Source organism: uncultured Eudoraea sp., assembly GCF_947490415.1.
Lineage (GTDB): Bacteria > Bacteroidota > Bacteroidia > Flavobacteriales > Flavobacteriaceae > Eudoraea.
This window is the reverse complement of the sequence record NZ_CANLGX010000005.1, coordinates 96,418-116,987: the sequence shown is the minus strand read 5'-3', so window position 1 is coordinate 116,987 and position 20,570 is coordinate 96,418. Positions and strand designations below refer to the sequence as shown.

Annotated in this window: 19 protein-coding genes, 1 pseudogene and 1 riboswitch; of the genes and pseudogenes, 18 read left to right on the top strand and 2 right to left on the bottom strand. The window is 36.9% G+C overall.

Annotation, left to right across the window (positions count from 1 at the left end; genetic code table 11):
• Window positions 1–105 precede the first annotated feature (105 nt).
• The 10 genes and pseudogenes from Q0874_RS14210 (at window position 106) to Q0874_RS14165 (ending at window position 12,029) form a co-directional block, all read left to right on the top strand.
• Window positions 106–368: pseudogene (locus Q0874_RS14210) on the top strand (DUF2061 domain-containing protein).
• Window positions 369–390: 22 nt separating this feature from the next.
• Window positions 391–1,014: a phosphoadenosine phosphosulfate reductase family protein gene (locus tag Q0874_RS14205; protein ID WP_299164145.1), complete on the top strand. Its 624-nt coding sequence runs from the start codon at window positions 391–393 to the stop codon at window positions 1,012–1,014.
• 113 nt (window positions 1,015–1,127) lie between these two features.
• Entirely contained in the window at window positions 1,128–3,218 is a 2,091-nt protein-coding gene (locus Q0874_RS14200) for a nitrite/sulfite reductase (RefSeq protein WP_299164143.1), read from the top strand.
• Entirely contained in the window at window positions 3,211–3,975 is a 765-nt protein-coding gene (gene cobA / locus Q0874_RS14195; protein ID WP_299164142.1) for a uroporphyrinogen-III C-methyltransferase, read from the top strand. The genes Q0874_RS14200 and cobA overlap by 8 nt, the downstream gene beginning before the upstream one ends.
• Window positions 3,975–4,559, top strand: a complete 585-nt coding sequence (locus Q0874_RS14190) for a bifunctional precorrin-2 dehydrogenase/sirohydrochlorin ferrochelatase (protein WP_299164140.1) — start codon at window positions 3,975–3,977, stop codon at window positions 4,557–4,559. The genes cobA and Q0874_RS14190 overlap by 1 nt, the downstream gene beginning before the upstream one ends.
• Before the next feature lie 260 nt (window positions 4,560–4,819).
• Window positions 4,820–4,941, top strand: a riboswitch (SAM riboswitch).
• Between the two features lie 168 nt (window positions 4,942–5,109).
• Complete coding sequence (locus tag Q0874_RS14185) at window positions 5,110–6,129, top strand: homocysteine S-methyltransferase family protein (protein ID WP_299164139.1); 1,020 nt, start codon at window positions 5,110–5,112, stop codon at window positions 6,127–6,129.
• Between the two features lie 3 nt (window positions 6,130–6,132).
• On the top strand, window positions 6,133–8,901 hold the full coding sequence (metH, locus tag Q0874_RS14180) for a methionine synthase (RefSeq protein ID WP_299164138.1): 2,769 nt from the start codon (window positions 6,133–6,135) through the stop codon (window positions 8,899–8,901).
• A gap of 105 nt (window positions 8,902–9,006) precedes the next feature.
• On the top strand, window positions 9,007–9,960 hold the full coding sequence (gene metF / locus Q0874_RS14175) for a methylenetetrahydrofolate reductase [NAD(P)H] (RefSeq protein WP_299164136.1): 954 nt from the start codon (window positions 9,007–9,009) through the stop codon (window positions 9,958–9,960).
• 165 nt (window positions 9,961–10,125) lie between these two features.
• A complete protein-coding gene (locus Q0874_RS14170) occupies window positions 10,126–11,226 on the top strand; it encodes an acyloxyacyl hydrolase (protein WP_299164135.1) in 1,101 nt (366 codons plus the stop codon).
• Window positions 11,227–11,255: 29 nt separating this feature from the next.
• A complete protein-coding gene (locus Q0874_RS14165; protein WP_299164134.1) occupies window positions 11,256–12,029 on the top strand; it encodes a head GIN domain-containing protein in 774 nt (257 codons plus the stop codon).
• A gap of 5 nt (window positions 12,030–12,034) precedes the next feature.
• On the opposite strand, the gene gldA is transcribed toward Q0874_RS14165, so the two are convergent.
• Window positions 12,035–12,931: a gliding motility-associated ABC transporter ATP-binding subunit GldA gene (gene gldA, locus Q0874_RS14160; RefSeq protein WP_299164133.1), complete on the bottom strand. Its 897-nt coding sequence runs from the start codon at window positions 12,929–12,931 to the stop codon at window positions 12,035–12,037.
• 399 nt (window positions 12,932–13,330) lie between these two features.
• Between gldA and Q0874_RS14155 the strand changes: the two genes are divergently transcribed.
• From Q0874_RS14155 to Q0874_RS14135, 5 genes are all read left to right on the top strand, one after another.
• Window positions 13,331–14,158 carry a prephenate dehydratase gene (locus Q0874_RS14155; RefSeq protein ID WP_299164131.1) on the top strand — a complete coding sequence of 276 codons (828 nt, stop codon included), beginning with the start codon at window positions 13,331–13,333 and terminating at the stop codon, window positions 14,156–14,158.
• Complete coding sequence (locus tag Q0874_RS14150; protein WP_299164130.1) at window positions 14,155–15,300, top strand: aminotransferase class I/II-fold pyridoxal phosphate-dependent enzyme; 1,146 nt, start codon at window positions 14,155–14,157, stop codon at window positions 15,298–15,300. The genes Q0874_RS14155 and Q0874_RS14150 overlap by 4 nt, the downstream gene beginning before the upstream one ends.
• Window positions 15,301–15,487: 187 nt before the next feature.
• The gene (locus tag Q0874_RS14145; RefSeq protein WP_299164129.1) at window positions 15,488–16,339 is read left to right on the top strand and encodes a prephenate dehydrogenase; all 852 of its coding nucleotides are present in this window, start codon (window positions 15,488–15,490) and stop codon (window positions 16,337–16,339) included.
• 15 nt (window positions 16,340–16,354) lie between these two features.
• Window positions 16,355–17,452, top strand: coding sequence for a bifunctional 3-deoxy-7-phosphoheptulonate synthase/chorismate mutase type II (locus Q0874_RS14140; RefSeq protein WP_299164127.1), 1,098 nt, complete (start codon window positions 16,355–16,357; stop codon window positions 17,450–17,452).
• Window positions 17,453–17,564: 112 nt separating this feature from the next.
• Window positions 17,565–18,239 carry a head GIN domain-containing protein gene (locus tag Q0874_RS14135; protein ID WP_299164125.1) on the top strand — a complete coding sequence of 225 codons (675 nt, stop codon included), beginning with the start codon at window positions 17,565–17,567 and terminating at the stop codon, window positions 18,237–18,239.
• A gap of 185 nt (window positions 18,240–18,424) precedes the next feature.
• Here Q0874_RS14135 and Q0874_RS14130 read toward each other — a convergent pair whose 3' ends face one another.
• Window positions 18,425–18,688, bottom strand: a complete 264-nt coding sequence (locus tag Q0874_RS14130; protein ID WP_299164124.1) for a hypothetical protein — start codon at window positions 18,686–18,688, stop codon at window positions 18,425–18,427.
• 144 nt (window positions 18,689–18,832) lie between these two features.
• On the opposite strand from Q0874_RS14130, the gene rsgA reads away from it, so the two are divergent.
• From rsgA to Q0874_RS14115, 3 genes are read left to right on the top strand one after another with little or no spacing between them, the layout of a single operon-like run.
• Window positions 18,833–19,783, top strand: a complete 951-nt coding sequence (gene rsgA, locus Q0874_RS14125) for a ribosome small subunit-dependent GTPase A (protein ID WP_299164122.1) — start codon at window positions 18,833–18,835, stop codon at window positions 19,781–19,783.
• Window positions 19,780–20,235 (top strand): D-aminoacyl-tRNA deacylase, encoded by a 456-nt coding sequence (gene dtd, locus Q0874_RS14120; RefSeq protein ID WP_299164120.1) that lies wholly within the window; start codon window positions 19,780–19,782, stop codon window positions 20,233–20,235. The genes rsgA and dtd overlap by 4 nt, the downstream gene beginning before the upstream one ends.
• Window positions 20,232–20,558: a nucleotide pyrophosphohydrolase gene (locus Q0874_RS14115; protein WP_299164118.1), complete on the top strand. Its 327-nt coding sequence runs from the start codon at window positions 20,232–20,234 to the stop codon at window positions 20,556–20,558. Before dtd ends, Q0874_RS14115 begins: the two co-directional genes overlap by 4 nt.
• The last annotated feature ends 12 nt before the right edge of the window (window positions 20,559–20,570 follow it).

Here is a 20,570-nt window from a genome sequence, read left to right as displayed (position 1 = left end):
AAAACTATAGACTTAAAGTAATATTTGAAAATAATTAACATATTACTTAGAAATATTATTCTATTTTTGATTACTCTATTAAATCGATAGGATAATAGAAATTAAATGATTGCAGACCAATTTTTAATTAATAATGAAGCGGCCAGCAGCAGCTATAAAACAGATAGCGCTTCTGAACAACCAAAACGAAGCATTGCAAAGTCTATTAGCTGGCGTGTTATCGGAACATTAGATTTCAGAATAATATCATGGATTATTACAGGTAAACTTTCTCTGCATTTTCTATTGGATTAGTAGAATTGGTCACAAAGATGGTCCTGTATTTTTTACATGAACGCTTGTGGAACACTATTAAATGGGGGAGGTAATTTTAACTTTAAAAAATAAGATATGGGTTTGTCTACGCAGGATATAGAACATTTAAATAATCATTTTAGAGGAATACCTCCTGAAGAGATTATTTCTTGGGCGATTCTTTATGGTTCCAAATCTGTAGTTACTACCAACTTCAGACCGTATGAAGTGGCCATATTAAACGCGGTTACTGAGGTTAAATCGGATATTCCGGTTATATGGTGCGATACCGGATATAATACACCCAATACATACAAACACGCAGAAGAATTGATCTCTGGTTTGAATTTAAATATTAAATTGTTTGTTCCCAGGCAGACCACTGCACATAGAGATGCGGTAATGGGGATACCGGATATTGATGACCCGAAGCATAAAGAATTTACAGCACAGGTGAAACTGGAACCTTTCCGAAGAGCAATGGCAGAACACAAACCAGATGTGTGGTTTACGAACCTTAGAAAAGGCCAGACAGCTTTAAGAGATACATTAAATATTTTAAGCTTAAGTAAGGAAGGAGTCCTTAAGGTAAGTCCGTTTTATCATTGGAATGACACACGCCTGGATGCCTATTTAAATGAACGAGGGCTGCCAAACGAACACAACTACTTTGATCCGACAAAAGTTTTAGAAAACAGGGAGTGCGGTTTACACACCTAGAACACTAAAAAGAAAAGCTTACTACCGGTCTACAGAGTAATTGGAACATATTATTAAGACCATTTGGTTTAGTTTAATCTATAAAATATATAGGAAATATAGGTAATAATATTATGCAAAGTTTTAGAACCGAAATAGAAAATCCCGTTGTAGAGAAGGACATCATTGAACTCGAGAAAAAAATAAGGGAGTTCAAAGGAGGTTCTATTGATGAGGAAAAATTCCGAAGTCTGCGCCTGGCCCGTGGTGTATATGGACAAAGACAACCGGGAGTTCAGATGATACGTATCAAATTACCCTATGGTAAGGTAAGCTCCAGGCAATTACGCAGGATTTCAGATGTTGCAGATGAGTATTCTACAGGAAGACTGCACATTACAACCCGGCAGGACCTTCAAATTCATTATGTAGACCTGGAACGCACCCCGGAACTTTGGGCACAACTGGAAAAGGATTCCGTAACACTTAGGGAAGCATGTGGTAATACTGTCCGGAATGTTACGGCTAGTGAAACAGCCGGAATTGACAGGGATGAACCATTTGATGTTTCACCTTATGCTCAGGCCGTTTTTGAATATTTTTTAAGAAACCCAATAGGTCAGGAAATGGGCCGTAAGTTTAAGGTTTCCTTTTCTTCAAGTGATGCAGATACGGGACTTTCGTATATGCACGACCTTGGTTTTATCGCCAAAATTCGGGAAGGTGTTAAAGGTTTTAAGGTAATGCTGGGAGGTGGCCTGGGATCTCAACCTCGTCATGCAGATGAGCTGTTTTCCTTTCTTCCTGCCAATGAAATTATTCCCATGATGGAAACTGTAGTTCGAGTTTTTGACCGATATGGTGAAAGAAAGAGCAGGGCTAAAGCAAGATTAAAGTTTCTTTTAAAGGATTTTGGGCTTGAAGCCTTTAAAGACTTATTAATTGCGGAGAAGAAAGCGGTCCCTTTTAAAAAATACCCTATTGATAGTAGTACTTATCCCAAGGTGCTAATTTCAAATAAGCAGGCTCATGATGCAATTATAGTTGATAACAAAGCTTTTGAACAATGGAAAACAACTAACCTGGTTTTACAAAAACAATCCGGATATGTAGCTGTTGGTATAAAGGTAATGTTAGGGGATTTTTATACGGATAAGGCCAGATTGTTAGCGGATTTGGTTGAAAAATATGCGGCGGGTGAAATTCGCTTAACATTAAGACAGAATATATTAATCCCTCATGTAAGGGAATCCCTGATTCCATTTTTCTATACCGAGCTTAAGAAAATGGGATTTGCAGATGCCGGCTATAATAAGGCATTAGACATTACAGCTTGTCCGGGTACCGATACCTGTAACCTTGGAATTGCAAGCAGTACGGGGATAGCTTCGGAATTAGAGCGCATTATCAGGGAAGAGTACCCCCAATATGTAAACAATGCCGATGTGGTCATAAAAATTAGTGGATGCATGAACGCCTGTGGTCAGCATTCAATGGCCAATATTGGTTTTCAGGGGATGTCTATACGCACTAAGGAGAAGCTGGTGGCTCCAGCTTTGCAGGTATTACTTGGGGGAGGTAATTTAGGAAATGGCCGGGGTTTATTTGCAGATAAGGTTATTAAGATTCCCAGTAAACGAGGGCCCGAAGCACTCAGACAAATACTCAATGATTTTGAGGTCAATGGCAAAGGAGCGTCTTATGAGGCTTATTATGCAGAAAAAGGTGAATATTATTTTTATGAACTTCTTAAGCCACTTGCAGATATAGAAAATTTATCTCCTGCGGATTATTTGGATTGGGGAAGTAATAAGCGCTATCAAAAAGCGATAGGAATAGGTGAGTGCGCAGGAGTGGTAATAGATTTAATAGCTACATTATTATTTGAAAGTGATGAAAAGATAAAAAATGCGAAAGAAGCTATTAACATGCAAAAGTGGTCTGCAAGTATTTATTATTCATACTCTTCTATGGTAAATACGGCGAAAGCACTTTTAACTGCCGAAAAAACCAAAACAAATACCCATACCAGTATTATAAAGGATTTTAACATGCATTTTATAGAAAATGGTAGAATAGCACTGAATTCCTCATTCGAAGATTTGGTATTGCAATTAAATAAAAATGAACCAAGTGAGGCCTTCGCTATAAGTTATCTGACCAATGCTGAGAATTTTTTAAATAAAGTAGAATCCTACAGAAAACTTGAACTTACAAATGCATAAAAGAGCCAGGTTAACGGTCGTAGGTGCAGGTCCGGGAGATTTGGAACTCATAACTTTGAAGGCAATTAAAGCATTACAGGATGCTGACGTGGTTCTTTATGATGCACTTGTAGATTGCGCCTTATTAGAATATGCCTTCAAAGCAGAGTGCATTTTTGTAGGCAAGCGAAAAGGTTGTTATGCCTTTCAGCAAGATCAGATTAATGAATTAATAGTGCAAAGAGCACAAAGCCAGGGACATGTTGTGCGATTAAAAGGTGGTGATCCATTTGTTTTTGGACGTGGGGCAGAGGAAATGACTTATGCAGCTAAATATGGTCTGGAAGTAGCTATAGTACCCGGGATATCTTCATGTATTGCAGTTCCAGCAATTCAGAATATCCCTGTTACCAAACGTGGGTCTGCAGAGAGTTTCTGGGTAATTACAGGAACTACAAAAGAACATAAACTCTCAGCAGATATTTACCTCGCTGCTAAATCAAATGCTACAGTGATCATATTAATGGGCATGTCAAAACTCTCAGCTATTGTAGAATTATTTATTAAAGAGAACAAATCAGATACTCCCGTTGCAATTATTCAAAATGGAACAAAAGAAGAAGAACAGATTGGCATTGGAACAATTAATTCTATAGAAAGTATAGTTCAAAAACAGAAATTAACCAACCCGTCGATCATTGTCATAGGCGAAGTAGTTAACCAAAGAGCCCAAATAATTCAGATAAGCCACCAACATCAATTTCAAATCACAAAATAATGGAAAGGAATAATTTATATCCCATTTTTTTGAAGACAGGATCTCTCCATATTTTGATAGTAGGAGGGGGTAATGTGGCGGAAGAAAAACTGTCCTTTTTAACTAAGTCCAGTCCGGATGCTAAAATCACTATGGTATCCCCTTTGTTTCGAGAAAACACTTTAAAGTTAGCTGCAAATTATAATGTGGAACTTATCAGAACCACTTACAATACTGAATTTCTTAATGGGAAGCATTTGGTTATTGCTACCACAGATAAACCTGATATTAACATACAGGTTTATAATGATTGCAGAAGTATGGATAAACTGGTAAACGTTGCGGACAATCCTCCTTACTGTGATTTTTATATGGGTGGGATTGTTACCAAGGGGAATGTTAAGATAGCTATATCTACTAACGGTAAATCTCCCACAACCGCAAAGAGGTTGAGACAATTTTTTGAAGAGGTTATACCGGAAGATATTAGCAGGATGGTTCAGAATCTAAATATATATCGAAAAACAATTAAAGGAAATTTTGAACAGAAGGTTGATAAAATGAATGAAGTAACACAGACTTTGGTTTCAAATATTGAAAAATAACTCTGTTTCCATTTTTGATTTGCAGGCAGTCTTTAGCAGGCATAATTAGAAGTACTGGTTTACGGCAAAAAGAAATAAATAAGTATTTTATAGTAGTCTGATGGTGAGGTTTAGTAATGACCATATTTATGCTTGAAAGTAAAGAGAAAGATCTCAATAGACCTCTCGATAAATATGAATTCAAGCCAAAAAAAGTAAATTTTCCTTGTTTTTAAATGACACGTGGCGTTTCTTTGCACAAGTTCATTACAACATTGACATTGTTATCAAGAAAGGTGGAGGGACTAGACCCGTTGAAACCTTAGCAACCCTTTAACTATAAAGAAGGTGCTACATTCTACCACTATGTTGCTTGTTTACGGCAATTAAGGCTAGATAACACAAAGTAAAGGCTATAGTCTTTACCTATTTTTTCTTGATAATATTTATAGAATAGTCCGACAATCACATTTAAGAATAAGATGTTGATTATGCCTTTTCTAAATGTTAATGGTTAGGTGTGGCGAACATGCCAATTGAAGCGATGTAATTCCTAAAAAAAAGGAAACATATGAAGAAAATACAGGATATACTAAAGGAACGGATTATGATACTGGATGGTGCTATGGGTACCATGCTGCAACGTTATAAATTTACGGAGGAAGACTTTAGGGGAAACCGTTTTAAAGACTGGCCTTTTCCACTACAGGGTAATAACGACCTATTGACGCTAACCCAGCCAGAAGCTATCGCTGAAATTCATGGAAAATATTTTGAAGCAGGTGCAGATATTGTGGAAACGAATACATTCTCTGGCACTTCTATTGCCATGGCTGATTATCATATGGAAGATTTGGTTTATGAACTTAATTATGAGTCCGCCAAAATAGCAAAGCAGGTAGCCGAAGAGTTTACCAAAAGGGAGCCAGATAAACAAAGGTTTGTAGCCGGAAGTATAGGTCCAACCAATAAAACTGCAAGTATGTCTCCAGATGTAAATGATCCTGGTTTTAGGGCAGTTTCATTTGATACACTGCGATTAGCTTACAAACAACAGGTGGAAGCCCTGCTGGATGGAGGAGTAGATATCCTGATGGTAGAAACAATTTTTGATACACTTAATGCAAAAGCCGCACTTTTTGCCATTGAAGAGGTAAAACAGGCATGTAATATTCAAACGCCGGTCATGGTTAGCGGCACAATTACAGATGCCTCGGGGCGAACTTTATCCGGGCAGACCGCAGAAGCATTTTTAATATCTATAGCTCATATTCCTTTATTGTCTGTTGGATTTAATTGCGCTCTGGGAGCAAAGCAGTTAGTACCCCATTTAGACGCTATTGCGTTTCGCACAGAAGCTGCTATTTCAGCACATCCTAATGCAGGTTTACCTAATGCTTTTGGAACTTATGATCAAACGCCTGATCAGATGGCTGAAGAAATCAAGGAATACCTTGATAAAGGCCTGGTAAATATAATTGGAGGATGCTGTGGATCTACACCCGCACATATTACAGCAATTGCTGAATTGTCAAAGGACTATAAACCTAGAAAATTTATTTTTTCTGATACAGAAGGAGTTCAATTGTAAAAAATGAGTAATAAAACTAACATAGAATTGAATTCAGAGAATGAACTGGTGGCTGGTATCGGTTCCATTTCAAAACCAAGATTTCTTAAGTTGGCTGGTCTGGAACCACTGGTTGTTACTCCGGAAAGCAATTTTATAAATATTGGGGAAAGAACTAACGTTGCTGGTTCAAGAAGGTTTCTTCGATTAATTAAAGAAGAAAAATATGAGGAAGCCCTGGACATAGCCAGGCACCAGGTGGAAGGTGGAGCCCAGATTATTGATATAAATATGGACGATGGCCTGATAGATGGAAAGCAAGCCATGATCAGGTTTTTGAACTTGGTAATGGCCGAGCCAGACATAGCACGGGTTCCTATAATGATAGATAGCTCAAAATGGGAGATTATTGAGGCCGGATTACAACTTGTTCAGGGAAAATGTATTGTCAATTCTATTAGTTTAAAGGAAGGAGAAGAAGAATTTATACGCCAGGCAAAATTAATTCGTCTTTATGGGGCCGCAGTAATAATCATGGCGTTTGACGAAAAAGGCCAGGCAGATAATTTTGAGAGACGGATTGAAATAGCCAAACGATCATATGATATATTGGTAAATAGGGTAAATTTCCCACCTGAAGATATCATTTTTGATCTTAATATTTTTCCTGTTGCAACCGGAATGGAGGAGCACAAACAGAATTCTGTAGATTTTTTTAAAGCTACTGCCTGGGTACGGAAAAACCTTCCTTATTGCAGTGTTAGCGGTGGGGTGAGTAATGTATCTTTCTCATTTAGAGGCAATACACCAGTTCGTGAGGCTATGCATTCGGTTTTCTTGTACCATGCTATTCAAGCCGGTATGAATATGGGAATTGTTAACCCTGCCATACTTGAAGTCTATGACGATATTCCAAAAGATTTATTGGATAGGGTTGAAGATGTCATATTAAACCGAAGGGATGACGCCACAGAACGTCTGCTCGATTTTGCTGAAACTGTGGTGGGTAAAGCAAAGGATAGCAAAGTGGATGATTCATGGCGAAAAGATCTGCTTCAGGAAAGAATTACCCGGGCTTTGGTTAAAGGAATAGACCAATATATTGTAGCCGATATGGAAGAGGCAAGATTGGCCGTCACAAAGCCTATTGAGGTAATTGAAGGTCATTTAATGAAAGGGATGAATGTTGTTGGGGATCTCTTTGGAAGTGGAAAAATGTTTCTACCACAGGTAGTTAAGTCTGCAAGGGTAATGAAAAAAGCAGTTGCCTATTTATTGCCTTATATTGAAGAGGACAAAGACAGTGTATCACAGTCTGCAGGTAAAATCTTAATGGCTACGGTTAAGGGTGATGTACATGATATAGGCAAGAATATTGTTAGTGTGGTACTGGCTTGTAATAATTATGAAATTATTGATTTGGGCGTAATGGTTCCACCTGAAAAAATAATTCAAAAAGCTAAAGAAGAACAGGTAGATGTAATAGGGTTAAGTGGCCTTATAACCCCTTCTCTGGATGAAATGGTTCATCTGGCTCGTGAAATGGAACGCCAGGGGTTTAACATACCCTTATTAATAGGCGGGGCAACAACAAGTAAGGCACATACTGCAGTAAAGATTGACCCACATTACAGTGCCTCCGTAGTGCATGTAAATGATGCCTCTAGGGCCGTAACAGTGCTAGGCAACCTCTTACAGAAAGATTCTGCAGATGAGTATAAGGCACTGGTTAAAACTGACTATTCTTCGTTTAGGGAGAAATTTCTAAGTAGAGGGAAACAAAAGGAATACCTAAGTCTGGAAGAAGCAAGAAGGAATAAGTTTCATATAGACTGGGATTCCTCTGATATTATAAAACCCAATAATTTAGGGATAGAGGTCATAAAGGATATGGACCTTCAACTTTTAGAAGAATTTATAGATTGGACCCCATTTTTCCGAAGTTGGGACTTGCATGGAAAATATCCCGCAATATTAAGCGATAAAATTGTCGGTGACCAGGCTACGGAGTTATATGAAGATGCGCGGTCAATGCTGAAAAAGATCTTCAAGGAAAAATTACTGACTGCAAAAGCGGTTTTCGGACTTTTTTGCGCTAATACCATTAATGATGATGATATTGAAGTAATTGCTCACCCTTTAAATACCGAAACTGCTGGCAAAAAAGAGGAAAATAGGCTTTTTGTTTTTAGGACTCTGCGCCAGCAATCCAAAAAAAGACAAGGTATTCCAAATATAGCCCTGGCAGATTTTATTGCGCCCAAAGAATCAGGATTACAGGATTATATAGGCTGTTTTTGCGTTTCTGCCGGTTTTGGCACGAAGGAACTTGCTGAAGAATACGAGAAAAATCTTGATGATTACAATGCTATTATGATCAAAGCATTGGCCGACAGACTTGCCGAGGCCTTTGCTGAGTATTTACATAAAGAAGTAAGAACAACATATTGGGGATATTCAGCCAAAGAACAACTCTCCAATGAAAATTTAATAAAAGAGGAGTACAAGGGAATAAGGCCGGCACCGGGCTACCCGGCTTGTCCCGATCATACTGAAAAATTGACCATTTGGGAATTACTGGATGTGGATAAGGAGATTGGAGTTATATTGACAGATAACCTGGCTATGTTCCCTGCGGCCAGTGTAAGTGGATATTATTTTGCACAGCCGGATGCTCGATATTTTGGATTGGGTAAGATAACAGAAGACCAGCTTGTAGATTATGCAGGGAGAAAAGAAATTAAGTTGGATAAAGCCAGGAAATGGCTTGCTCCAAATATAGCAGATGATTAAGTGAAATATCCTGTTGGATGTGAGCTAAATCAACAGTTTTCCGGAATTACAAAATAGATATTCAAAAATAATTGAATTAAAAATATTGAAAAGTAGTAAGCATAAATGAAAGTTACCGAACATATAGAAAGGGCTAAGGGGAATACGCTATTCTCTTTTGAAATTATTCCTCCAATTAAGGGTAGAAACATACAGGAGCTATACGATAATATAGATCCTTTAATGGACTTCAACCCACCCTTTATAGATGTAACTACTTCCAGGGAAGAGTATATTTATATAGATAAAAATGGCCTTTTAGATAAAAAACTTACACGAATGAGGCCCGGTACTGTCGGGATTTGTGCTTCAATAAAGCACAAATATGATGTAGATACCATTCCACATGTACTCTGTGGTGGATTTACAAAAGAAGAAACGGAATATTTATTGGTAGACTGTCATTATTTGGGGATAGACAACATCATGGCTCTTAGGGGAGATGCGCTGAAAGAAGAAAAGTATTTTGAACCTTCTAAGGGGGGGCACGTATACGCATCAGAACTCGTAGAACAAATACATAACCTAAACTGTGGACAGTATTTACATGAGGTTGTGGAAACCGATTATTGTGCAGATTTTTGTATTGGTATAGCCGGTTATCCCGAAAAACACATGGAAGCTCCTTCTTTACTAACAGATTTAAAATGGCTAAAGAAAAAAGTGGAGCTTGGAGCCCATTACGTGGTAACACAAATGTTTTTTGATAATAAAAAGTTTTTTGATTTTGTTAAAGCGGCTAGAGATATGGGTATTACCGTACCGATAATTCCCGGAATAAAGCCGATTGCAGTCAAAAGGCATTTGCAATTGTTACCTCAGGTATTTAGAATTGATCTCCCACAGGATTTGATTGATGCAGTAGAAACTTGTAAGAATAATAAGGAAGTAAGACAAATTGGGATTGAATGGGCAATTGAGCAATCTAAAGAATTAAAAGCGGCAGGAGTTCCGGTGTTGCATTATTATTCCATGGGTAAGTCGGATAATATTAAAGCCATTGCCCAAGCAGTGTTTTAATTGTATATTGACTCAATATAGATTCCTTTAAAAGCAACGTAACTGCAACGAGATACCGCGAGAATAAATATCAATATTTGTAATAAGCGCCTTTCTTCAATTCTCTAAAGTTATCCCTTGAAATTCAGAATTAATTACTCGTATTATTTGCTATTTTTACACCCAATGGACAGCAGATTTTTTTACGCATGCCTACTTTCCTGTGTGTGGTGTTTTTCCCAAAAAGAAGAAACACATAAAAGGTTTACAATAGATGTCAATCCCTTTTATGGTTCTGTACTTCTTCACAACCCGGATATTTCTCATTTAATAAATGCACATCCTGCAGGGGTTATTCTTGGGTTTAATAAGAAAAATTTTGGATCTAAGGAATGGCATCAGGAATATAACTATCCTGATACCGGAATTTCATTTATTTATCAGGATATGAGGGATGAAACCTTAGGCAAAAATTATAGTTTGTACGCACATTATAATTTTTATTTCTTTAAGCGAAATATGCAATTCAGAATTGGTCAGGGCTTAGCCTATAACACTAATCCGTACGATAAGAATGAAAATTTCAGGGGTAATGCTTATGGTTCACATATCATGAGTGCTACGTATATAATGCTCAATTATCATAAAGAACAAATATTTAAAGGTTTGGGCTTTAAAGCAGGAATATCTCTTATTCATTATTCCAATGCAAATGTAAAAGCGCCTAACACATCTACGAATACGTTTGCTTTTAATGCAGGACTTATCTATGATTTAGATGGGAATGAGGAAATGGTTTATATAAAAAACCCCGAAAAGACGAAGGTCACACAACCCATTAAGGCTAATCTGGTTTTTAGATCAGGAATCAATGAGAGTGATGTACTTAACTCGGGCCAGTTTCCATTTTATATTTTCTCGGTTTATGCAGACAAGCGCTTATCCCGAAAAAGTGGAATACAGCTGGGAGCGGATACGTTTTTTTCAAATTTTTTAAAAGAACTTATTCGTTACCAATCCATTGCTTTTCCTGAGTTGGATGTTGACCCTGATACAGATTATAAACGAGTGGGGATGTTCCTGGGATATGAACTCTATATTTCTAAATTAAGTGCAATTGCTCAGCTGGGTTATTATGTTTATTATCCTTTTGATTTTGAAGGTAAAGTGTATAACAGAATTGGTTTAAAATATTATTTTGGAAAAAAATTATTTGGAGCAGTTACTTTAAAATCCCATGGTGCTGCAGCCGAAGCGGTAGAATTTGGACTTGGCATACGTTTATAGAAGTTACAGGCAATAAATTTGTTTAAGGCATGAAGTATTTAAAAAGTATATATATGAAAGCGATGATGGCCATTGGATTCATTTTTTTGATAAGTTGCAATGGAGATAGTGTGCCAGATTGCTTCCAAAACGCAGGGGACATCATACGTGATGCGATTCCGGTAGAAAACTTTACAAAAATAACAGTTAATGAAAATACCAAATTGGTCCTTAAAGAGGGAAGTACCATATCAGTAGAAGTTGAAACCGGGGAATTTTTGCGTAACCAGGTAAATGCTGAAGTTAAGGACGGGAGGCTTTTACTAACCGACACTAATAATTGTAATTTTTTCAGGCCTTACGGCCTTACTACTTTTTATGTAACAGCGCCAAATATCACAGAAATCAGAAGTAATACAGGCTTTTCTACAGTTAGTGATGGGGTGTTGGCTTATCCTCAGATTACTCTTATTTCTGAGAGCTTTAATGACCCTGAAAACCTGACGACAGATGGTGCGTTTAACTTGGAATTGGCATCACAGAGTGTAAATGTAGTAGTTAACGGTATCGCATATTTTAAATTACGCGGTAGTTCTGAAAATTTTAGTGTGGTTGTTGCAGCCGGGGATTCCAGAGTTGAAGCGGCAGCACTAGTAGTTCCAAATGTTATTGTAAATCATAGAGGAAGCAATGATATACTAATTAATCCACTGGAGTCATTAAGAGGAACAATTAGGGGGACCGGGGATGTTCGGAGTTATAATCGTCCGGATATTGTAGAAGTGCAGGAACTCTATAAAGGGAGGTTAATTTTTGATGACTAACTGATTCATTTGCCGGTTAATTCAGTAAACAAACCTTCCAGATTTTTATTCTTTCGACTGAGTTGCAGCGTTTTTAGTTTATTGTCATGGGCAAAATCAAAAACAACTGACCTCATATCTTTAGAAGTGTCAAAGGTAATTTCGTATATAAACCCGCCGGTATTAACCACGCTGGTAACGTTCGGTAGTCTTTTCAGGAATGCCTCTTCCACACGATAATCAAATTCAACTTCTATTATCTGTTCATTCTCTTCCCTTAGATCGGCAAGTTTTTTATCTGCCACTAAAATTCCCTCGTTAATAATAAGTACCCTGTCACAAACAGCTTCTACTTCTTTCATAATATGAGTTGATAACAGGATGGTCTTTTCTTTGCTTATCTGCTTAATAAGTTTTCTAATTTCAATAAGTTGATTAGGATCTAAGCCTGTCGTGGGTTCATCTAAAATAAGTACTTCCGGATCATGAAGAAGAGCAGAGGCAAGGCCCACTCGCTGTTGATATCCTTTAGATAATGCGCCAATTTTTTTGTGGGCTTCCGGGCTCAAACCGGTTTGTTCTATTACTGTGTTTATTCTTTTTTTGGATATTTTATAAACCTCGGCATTAAAAGCAAGATATTCCTTTACATACATGTCCTTATAGAGCGGGTTATGTTCCGGTAAATAACCTATACATTTTTGTACCTCTCTCGGCTTCAGGAGAACGTCATATTGATTTACCAAAGCTTCGCCTTTGTCGGCTTTACTGTAAGTGGTCAGAATCTTCATCATGGTAGATTTCCCTGCTCCGTTTGGACCTAAGAAACCTACAATCTCCCCTTTTTTTATCTCAAACGACACATTATTCAGTGCTTTTTGCGAACCAAAACTCTTAGAGATATTTATGACCTTTAAAGACATGTGCTAAATTTTTGGTAAAAATAAACATTGCAGGTTTAAGCTGGAATTTCATTTATGTAATTTTAATCAATCCATTAAAAAATTCTGGAATTTGAAGTATGACCTGGCTTAAAGTAATGATAAATTCTCAAAAAAAATTTACATTCAAGTAATTATCCGCAAAGAAATCGGAGATATTGTGAATATTCAAAAAAATATATTTATAAACATCGATTTTTAAATTTAATATTTACCTTAGCCACAGATTTATAGGAAAATGACTCGTAATTATTTTTGGAATGGTTTCTATTTTTATTTCTTTTTTAAAAGAAGTACGGGACTGTTTTAGAATATTGTGAACAATATATCAGATAAGGTCCCGTGAAATACGGGATTTTTTTTTGAAAGAAACTTAACTATATGGGTTTAAAAATAGCCATACAGGGAATTAAAGGTTCTAATCACCATCAGGTGGCTTTGAATTATTTTGGGGATGATATAGATTTAGTGGAATGCATGTCATTTCATACGTTAGTAGACCAATTGCTTAATAGGCAAGCGGATAAGGGTGTAATGGCTATTGAAAATTCAATTGCAGGATCAATAATACCTAATTATGCCCTTGTGTATCATAATAATTTGCACATAATTGGGGAATATTATCTGAATATCCATCACAATTTGATGGTTTTAGATGGGCAGCAATTGTCAGACATTAAGGAAGTTCGATCGCATCCAATGGCGCTATTACAATGTAGAGAGTATTTAAAGTCTCAACCCCATATAAAAATGGTTGAAGATGTTGATACTGCCGAAACAGCAAAACAAATTCAAGAAAACCAGTTGAAAGGGATAGCTGCCATTGCTCCGGCAGTGGCTGCAGATCTGTACGATTTAAAAATTATTGAACCCGAAATACAGACCATAAAGAATAATTCCACAAGATTTATCATTGTAAAGACACAGAATAAGGAAATGCCAAAAGAAGAGATCAACAAAGCCTCCATACGTTTTATTACGGATCATAAGAGAGGAAGTTTAGCTGCGGTTCTAAATGTTATGAGTGATTGCAATTTGAATTTGACCAAAATACAGTCGTTACCAATTATTGAAACACCATGGAAATATGCATTTTTTGTGGATATAACTTTTGATGATTACAATCATTTTGCCAAAGCGAAATCATTAATGGATATCATGTCCGAAGATTTCAAGGTTTTAGGTGAATATAAAAATGCTCGTTTATGATACAAACCGCTGATCGTTTACAGACCATAGAGGAGTATTATTTCTCAAAAAAATTACGTGAAGTCAGAGAAATGGCAGCTGCGGGAAAACCAATAATAAATATTGGTATAGGTAGTCCGGATCTTCCACCATCTGAAGCTGTTATTACTTCTTTCCAGGAATCTGTAAGACATGCGGGCGCCCATCAGTACCAGAGTTATCAGGGGCTTCCTGAACTAAGAGAAACAATAGCGCAGTTTTACAAGGAAAAATTTAATGTAGATGCAGATCCTTCTAAAGAAATATTACCCCTTATGGGTTCCAAAGAAGGGATAATGCACATTAGTATGGCTTTTTTAAATCAGGGTGATGAGGTATTAATTCCCAATCCGGGTTACCCCACCTATACGTCAGTTACAAAATTGGTCGGAGCAGTTCCAAGGCAATATGACCTTGTTGCTGATAACGGATGGTTCCCAGATTTAGAAAGATTAATGCAGGAAGATTTGTCTGGTGTAAAGTTAATGTGGGTAAGTTATCCGCATATGCCCACTGGGGCTATGGCAAATTCTTCTCAATTGGAAAAACTGGTTGCCTTTGCGAAAGAGCATAACATCTTATTGGTAAATGACAACCCTTACAGTTTTGTTTTAAGTAAGAGTCCATTGAGCATTTTAAGTATAAAGGGAGCCAAGGATACAGCTTTAGAACTCAATTCTTTGAGCAAAACTTTCAATATGGCAGGTTGGAGAGTTGGAATGGTTTTGGGAAATAAAGAGAATATAAATGCGATTTTAAAAGTTAAAAGCAATATGGATTCCGGAATGTTCTATGGTATTCAGAAAGGTGCTATTGAGGCATTAAAAAGTGGAAAGGAATGGTTTGATCAATTAGATACCACATATAAAGCTCGCAGAAAGTTGATGTTTCAATTGGCAGATAAATTGCAATGCACCTATGACACTAATGCTGTAGGGATGTTTGTGTGGGCTAAACTGCCGGATGGATCACCGAATTCAGAAGATTTTATAGATCGAATATTACATGATAAAAACATTTTTATTGCACCTGGGACTATTTTTGGAAGCAATGGAGAGGGTTATATCAGATTTTCACTTTGTGTGGGAAAATCAAAGATAAAAGAGGCTATCGAAAGGTTTTAAGCTGTTAAACAGAATAAAAACAAGAACTGGAATTTAGTAAAGGCATATCTTAAGAATTGTGAATAGCGTAAAGGGTTATAAGTTAAAAGAACAATCGGCTCATTGACGATGGTTTAAGGGATTTTATCCGAAATATTACAATGCAATCCAACTTAACCCGGATATTTGTTTTGATTAAGTTAAAAGGATGAATGTAATAATAGTAGGTATCGGATTAATTGGGGGTTCAATGGCCAGGGATCTGAGATGCAAGTATCCGGAGGTGTCAATCTATGGGATGGATGCAAGTGCAGCCCATCTTGAAGAAGCTGTTAGGCTGCAAATTATAGACGGTATAGCGAGCTCAAAAGAATTATCTGAGGCAGATGTGGTTATAGTTAGTATCCCTGTGGATGCTATTGTAGAGGAACTTCCTAAAATATTGGATGTCATTGGTGACGATTCATTGGTCATAGATGCAGGGTCTACAAAGTCTGAAATTTGCAGGATAGTAGCAGATCATCCGAGAAGACGAAATTTTCTGGCTTGTCACCCTATTTCAGGAACCGAATTTTCCGGTCCCTCTGCTGCTGTTTCAGAACTGTTTGCAGGTAAAACAAATATAATTTGTGAAGTAGAAAAAACAGCTTTTAAACTCCAGGAAAGGGCTTTGAGTATTTTTAGCAGCCTGGGCATGCGAATAAGATACATGAATCCAGAAGCACATGACAAGCATATTGCCTATGTCTCCCACCTGTCACATATAAGTTCGTTTATGCTTGGTAAAACGGTAATTGAAAAGGAGAAAAATGAGCGGGATATTTTTGACATGGCGGGCAGTGGTTTTGAAAGTACGGTTAGATTAGCAAAAAGTTCACCAGCCATGTGGACCCCTATTTTCGAACAAAATAAAGAAAATGTCATAGAGACATTGGATGAATATATTCAGAATCTGGCAACCTTTAAACAAAAACTAATTGATAATAATTTTCAAGGCATCTATAAAGAAATGGACAATACAAATAAGATAAAAGCAATATTAAAAGGAATACCAAAATAATAAAGACAGATAATAATGGAGAATTCAAAAAATTTAAGATCATGGTTAGATAATATGAATTTATCACATCCTCTGGTAATTGCAGGACCATGCAGCGCAGAAACTGAAGATCAGGTATTGGGAATAGCCCATGAGCTTAAAGATACAGATGTAAACTATTATCGCGCTGGTATTTGGAAACCGAGAACCAGGCCCGGAAACTTTGAAGGAGTTGGAGCTATTGGTCTCAAATGGTTACAAAAAGTAAAAGAAGAAACCGGTCTTAAGACAGCTACAGAAGTGGCCAACAGGGCTCATGTTGATCTTGCATTGGAACATGATGTGGATTTGCTTTGGATAGGCGCACGTTCTACAGTTAGCCCATTTATAGTTCAGGAAATTGCAGACGCTTTGGAAGGTACAGATAAAATTATTCTTGTTAAAAACCCGGTAAACCCAGACCTATCCTTATGGATGGGTGCCGTGGAGCGATTATCAAAGGCCAATATTAAAAAGTTAGGGGTAATACATCGGGGTTTTTCTACCTATGAGAAAACCAAATATCGGAATATCCCGGAATGGCAAATGGCTATTGAATTGCAAACTAAATTTCCAGACCTGCCTTTGATTAATGATCCTTCACATATTAGTGGCAATAGGGAATTGATCTTTGATATTTCACAAACTGCTCTAGATCTGAATTTTGATGGATTAATGATTGAAACACATCATGATCCTGATAATGCCTGGAGCGATGCTGCGCAACAAGTAACTCCTAAAAGATTGGTGCAAATCATGGAAGACCTAAAAATTAGAAAGGAAACTGATGAGGAAGCAGAATACAACCAAAAAATTAATAATCTCCGCACCCAGATTGATATTATTGATAATCAGCTAATTGACATTCTTAGCAAAAGAATGAAAGTTTCTGATGGGATTGGTGAATTAAAAAGGCAGCGCAATGTGGCCGTTCTTCAAACGAACCGTTGGAATGCAATATTGGGTAAAATGATCCTTGAGGGGGAATCTAAAGGATTGAGTGAAGAATTTGTTCTTCGCATGTTTAAAGCTATACACCAGGAATCAATAAATCATCAGGAGAAAATAATTAATGCCGAGGTCTTAAAGAAATAGAGGTTGGATTTTTTAACAAACTTTATTTTTAAAACTGGTATGTAACTGGTATGTAAAGTGTAACAAAAAAAGAATAATGTTGTCTTTAAAAAAACGTGTAACACAAATAAATATGAAAACAATAATGTCGCTTTGCCTCGTGCTTATTTCCCTTAATTCCTTTTCACAAAGCATGCTGGAGAAGGAGGTTGGTGACTTTCAGGAAATAAAGGTATATGACTTAATTGAAGTGAACCTGATTAAGTCTGATGATAATCGGATAATGATAAAAGGTCATAACGTTTACGATATCAAATTCGTAAATAAGAATGGTGTTTTAAAATTACGCATGGAGCTAGATAAAAAGTTCCAGGGAGAAGATACTTTTGTAGAAGTTTATTATACAGATCTTCGGATTATTGACGGCAATGAAGGAGCTAAAATTGTTTGTAATGAACTTATTGAGAAGGAGAAGATTGAGATAAGGGCTCAGGAAGGATCGCATATCAAAATTGGAATGGATGTAAAAGATGTGGAAATGAAGGCGGTGACGGGAGGTATAATTGAGGCATCGGGATTAGCAAAAAATCAAATAATTGTTTTGAATACAGGCGGAGTTTTTGAAGGCAGGGAGTTGTTGACAGAAGTAGCAAGTGTAAAAATCTCCGCAGGTGGAGAGGCAGAGCTTTATGTTTCAGAAAAAGTAGATATCAATGTTAAGGCAGGGGGTGATGTTTATGTTTATGGGAATCCAAAAGATGTAAATAAAACAACTTTAGCCGGTGGCAGAATAGTTTTTAAAAACTAATAAGTTAACCCAATAAAAAAAAGCCCGGTATTTTGCCGGGCTTTTTATTGCTGTAAATTATTTTTTGAAAATATTGTGTGTTATAAAGTATCCATTATTGTCAACTTTACCGGTACTTTAAACAGCACCGCTCATAAATGATAATTCCTTGTCATCTATTATAATATTTTAAAGCATGGAGGTAATCATGCTGTCGTTACAGCAATATTCCGGAGCCGGATACCCGCAATATTATAAAGGTTAAGGAGTTTTGATTCCTGGTAATTTCTTATTCGAATTTCATCACGCTCAGATTTATTTCTGGTCTTATCCTTATCTGCTTGAACAGAGGTATATGCTTTATAGTCTTTTTCTTCCATAGTATTCACAATAGGAGATCTGCCCATACCATTAGGCAAAATAGATTCTACATTGGCAATTGCCTTAAATTGTTGAGCGTTTACTTCCATGGCCTCAGTTAGAATAAGCAAGGCAATAAGAGTGATATTTTCATAAAATGTTGCTTAGATAACTATTTTTTGGGTCTTTCCTAACCAATTATACTCTTCGAAATTAAAGTATTATCGTTTCTTTGTATTGAAATACAAACATTTATGCTTGGAATTGTTTATAAGTCTACCGGTAGTTGGTACACCGTAAAAACTAACGAGGGAGATATTTATGAATGCCGTATAAAGGGAAAGTTCCGAATTAAGGGAATTAAAAGTACAAATCCAATTGCCGTGGGCGACGTGGTGGTATTTGAAATTGAAAAAATTGGGGATGAGACTTTAGGTGTTATCTCTAAAATAGAAGATCGTAAGAATTATATAATTCGAAAATCGGTTAAACTTTCCAAACAAACACATATTATAGCTGCTAATATTGATCAGGTTTTTTTATTGATTACGCTTAAGAATCCAAAAACGTCTACTATTTTTATAGATCGGTTTCTGGCTACCTCCGAAGCTTATGATATAAAAACAGTACTTCTTTTCAATAAAGTAGATATGTATAATGAGGATGAGTTGGCAGAAGTAAAGTATTTGGCTGCCTTATACAGGGAAATTGGTTATACCTGCATTGGGATTTCTGCAAAATCGGGAAAAAATGTTGATAAGGTAAAAGACAGGATGAAAGATCATACGAGTATGTTTGCCGGGCATTCCGGAGTGGGAAAATCCACACTTATTAATTTTATAGCACCCGAGTTGAATTTAAAGACTACTGAAATTTCCGATCAACACTTTCAGGGACAACACACTACTACTTTTGCAGAAATGTATGACCTGAATTTTGGAGCCCGGATTATAGATACTCCCGGGATTAAGGGTTTTGGGGTAGTTGATATGGATAAATATGAAATTGGCGATTATTTTCCCGAATTTTTTAGACTTAAAATCAATTGTAAGTTTAATAACTGCCTTCACTTAGACGAACCCAAATGTGCAGTTAAAGCCGCATTGGATAAAGATGAAGTGTCATGGAGCAGGTATCGGAGTTATGTTCAGATTGTAACCGGGGAGGAAGATACCTATAGAATAGACAATTACGAAGAATTATGAGGGCGGTAATACAAAGAGTATCCTCTGCGAGCGTTGTTGTAAATAACGAAACAATTTCTCAAATTGGATGGGGTTTTTTGGTATTGTTAGGAATTGAGGATTCTGATACCTCAGATGATATTGCATGGTTATCAAAGAAAATAGTAAACCTGAGAATTTTTAATGACGCATATGGTGTGATGAACCAATCATTATTGGAAACCGGGGGAGATGCTATTGTGGTGAGTCAGTTTACCTTACATGCAGCAACCAAAAAAGGGAACAGACCATCCTACATCAGGGCAGCAAAACCCGATATCGCCATTCCTCTTTATGAATCTTTCGTGAATCAGATGGAAACAGAATTGGGAAAACAGATAGGCACAGGTGTTTTTGGTGCCGACATGAAAGTCGCCTTGGTAAATGATGGTCCGGTTACTATAATAATTGACACAAAAAATAAAGACTTATGAAAATTGAAAATGCACAATTAGCTGTTGACAATTGGATAAAAGATCATGGCGTTCGCTATTTTAATGAATTGACAAACATGGCCCAGCTCACAGAAGAGGTAGGGGAAGTTGCTCGTATTATTGCCAGACGGTATGGAGAACAAAGTGAGAAGGAATCGGACAAAGAAAAGGATTTGGGAGAAGAATTAGCCGATGTTCTTTTTGTTGTTCTATGCCTGGCAAACCAGACCGGAATTGATCTGCAGCAGGCTTTTGATCGCAAACTGGATATGAAAGCAAAACGCGATCATGACAGGCACCAAAACAATAAAAAACTGAAATAGTAGTATCTTTGC

Excerpts from the sequence above, each read along its gene's own strand:
- Q0874_RS14205 (WP_299164145.1), top strand. The coding sequence starts at position 391 with ATGGGTTTGTCTACGCAGGATATAGAACATTTAAATAATCATTTTAGA.
- Q0874_RS14200 (WP_299164143.1), top strand. The coding sequence starts at position 1,128 with ATGCAAAGTTTTAGAACCGAAATAGAAAATCCCGTTGTAGAGAAGGAC.
- cobA (WP_299164142.1), top strand. The coding sequence starts at position 3,211 with ATGCATAAAAGAGCCAGGTTAACGGTCGTAGGTGCAGGTCCGGGAGAT.
- Q0874_RS14190 (WP_299164140.1), top strand. The coding sequence starts at position 3,975 with ATGGAAAGGAATAATTTATATCCCATTTTTTTGAAGACAGGATCTCTC.
- Q0874_RS14185 (WP_299164139.1), top strand. The coding sequence starts at position 5,110 with ATGAAGAAAATACAGGATATACTAAAGGAACGGATTATGATACTGGAT.
- metH (WP_299164138.1), top strand. The coding sequence starts at position 6,133 with ATGAGTAATAAAACTAACATAGAATTGAATTCAGAGAATGAACTGGTG.
- metF (WP_299164136.1), top strand. The coding sequence starts at position 9,007 with ATGAAAGTTACCGAACATATAGAAAGGGCTAAGGGGAATACGCTATTC.
- Q0874_RS14170 (WP_299164135.1), top strand. The coding sequence starts at position 10,126 with ATGGACAGCAGATTTTTTTACGCATGCCTACTTTCCTGTGTGTGGTGT.
- Q0874_RS14165 (WP_299164134.1), top strand. The coding sequence starts at position 11,256 with ATGAAGTATTTAAAAAGTATATATATGAAAGCGATGATGGCCATTGGA.
- gldA (WP_299164133.1), bottom strand. The coding sequence starts at position 12,931 with ATGTCTTTAAAGGTCATAAATATCTCTAAGAGTTTTGGTTCGCAAAAA.
- Q0874_RS14155 (WP_299164131.1), top strand. The coding sequence starts at position 13,331 with ATGGGTTTAAAAATAGCCATACAGGGAATTAAAGGTTCTAATCACCAT.
- Q0874_RS14150 (WP_299164130.1), top strand. The coding sequence starts at position 14,155 with ATGATACAAACCGCTGATCGTTTACAGACCATAGAGGAGTATTATTTC.
- Q0874_RS14145 (WP_299164129.1), top strand. The coding sequence starts at position 15,488 with ATGAATGTAATAATAGTAGGTATCGGATTAATTGGGGGTTCAATGGCC.
- Q0874_RS14140 (WP_299164127.1), top strand. The coding sequence starts at position 16,355 with ATGGAGAATTCAAAAAATTTAAGATCATGGTTAGATAATATGAATTTA.
- Q0874_RS14135 (WP_299164125.1), top strand. The coding sequence starts at position 17,565 with ATGAAAACAATAATGTCGCTTTGCCTCGTGCTTATTTCCCTTAATTCC.
- Q0874_RS14130 (WP_299164124.1), bottom strand. The coding sequence starts at position 18,688 with ATGGAAGTAAACGCTCAACAATTTAAGGCAATTGCCAATGTAGAATCT.
- rsgA (WP_299164122.1), top strand. The coding sequence starts at position 18,833 with ATGCTTGGAATTGTTTATAAGTCTACCGGTAGTTGGTACACCGTAAAA.
- dtd (WP_299164120.1), top strand. The coding sequence starts at position 19,780 with ATGAGGGCGGTAATACAAAGAGTATCCTCTGCGAGCGTTGTTGTAAAT.
- Q0874_RS14115 (WP_299164118.1), top strand. The coding sequence starts at position 20,232 with ATGAAAATTGAAAATGCACAATTAGCTGTTGACAATTGGATAAAAGAT.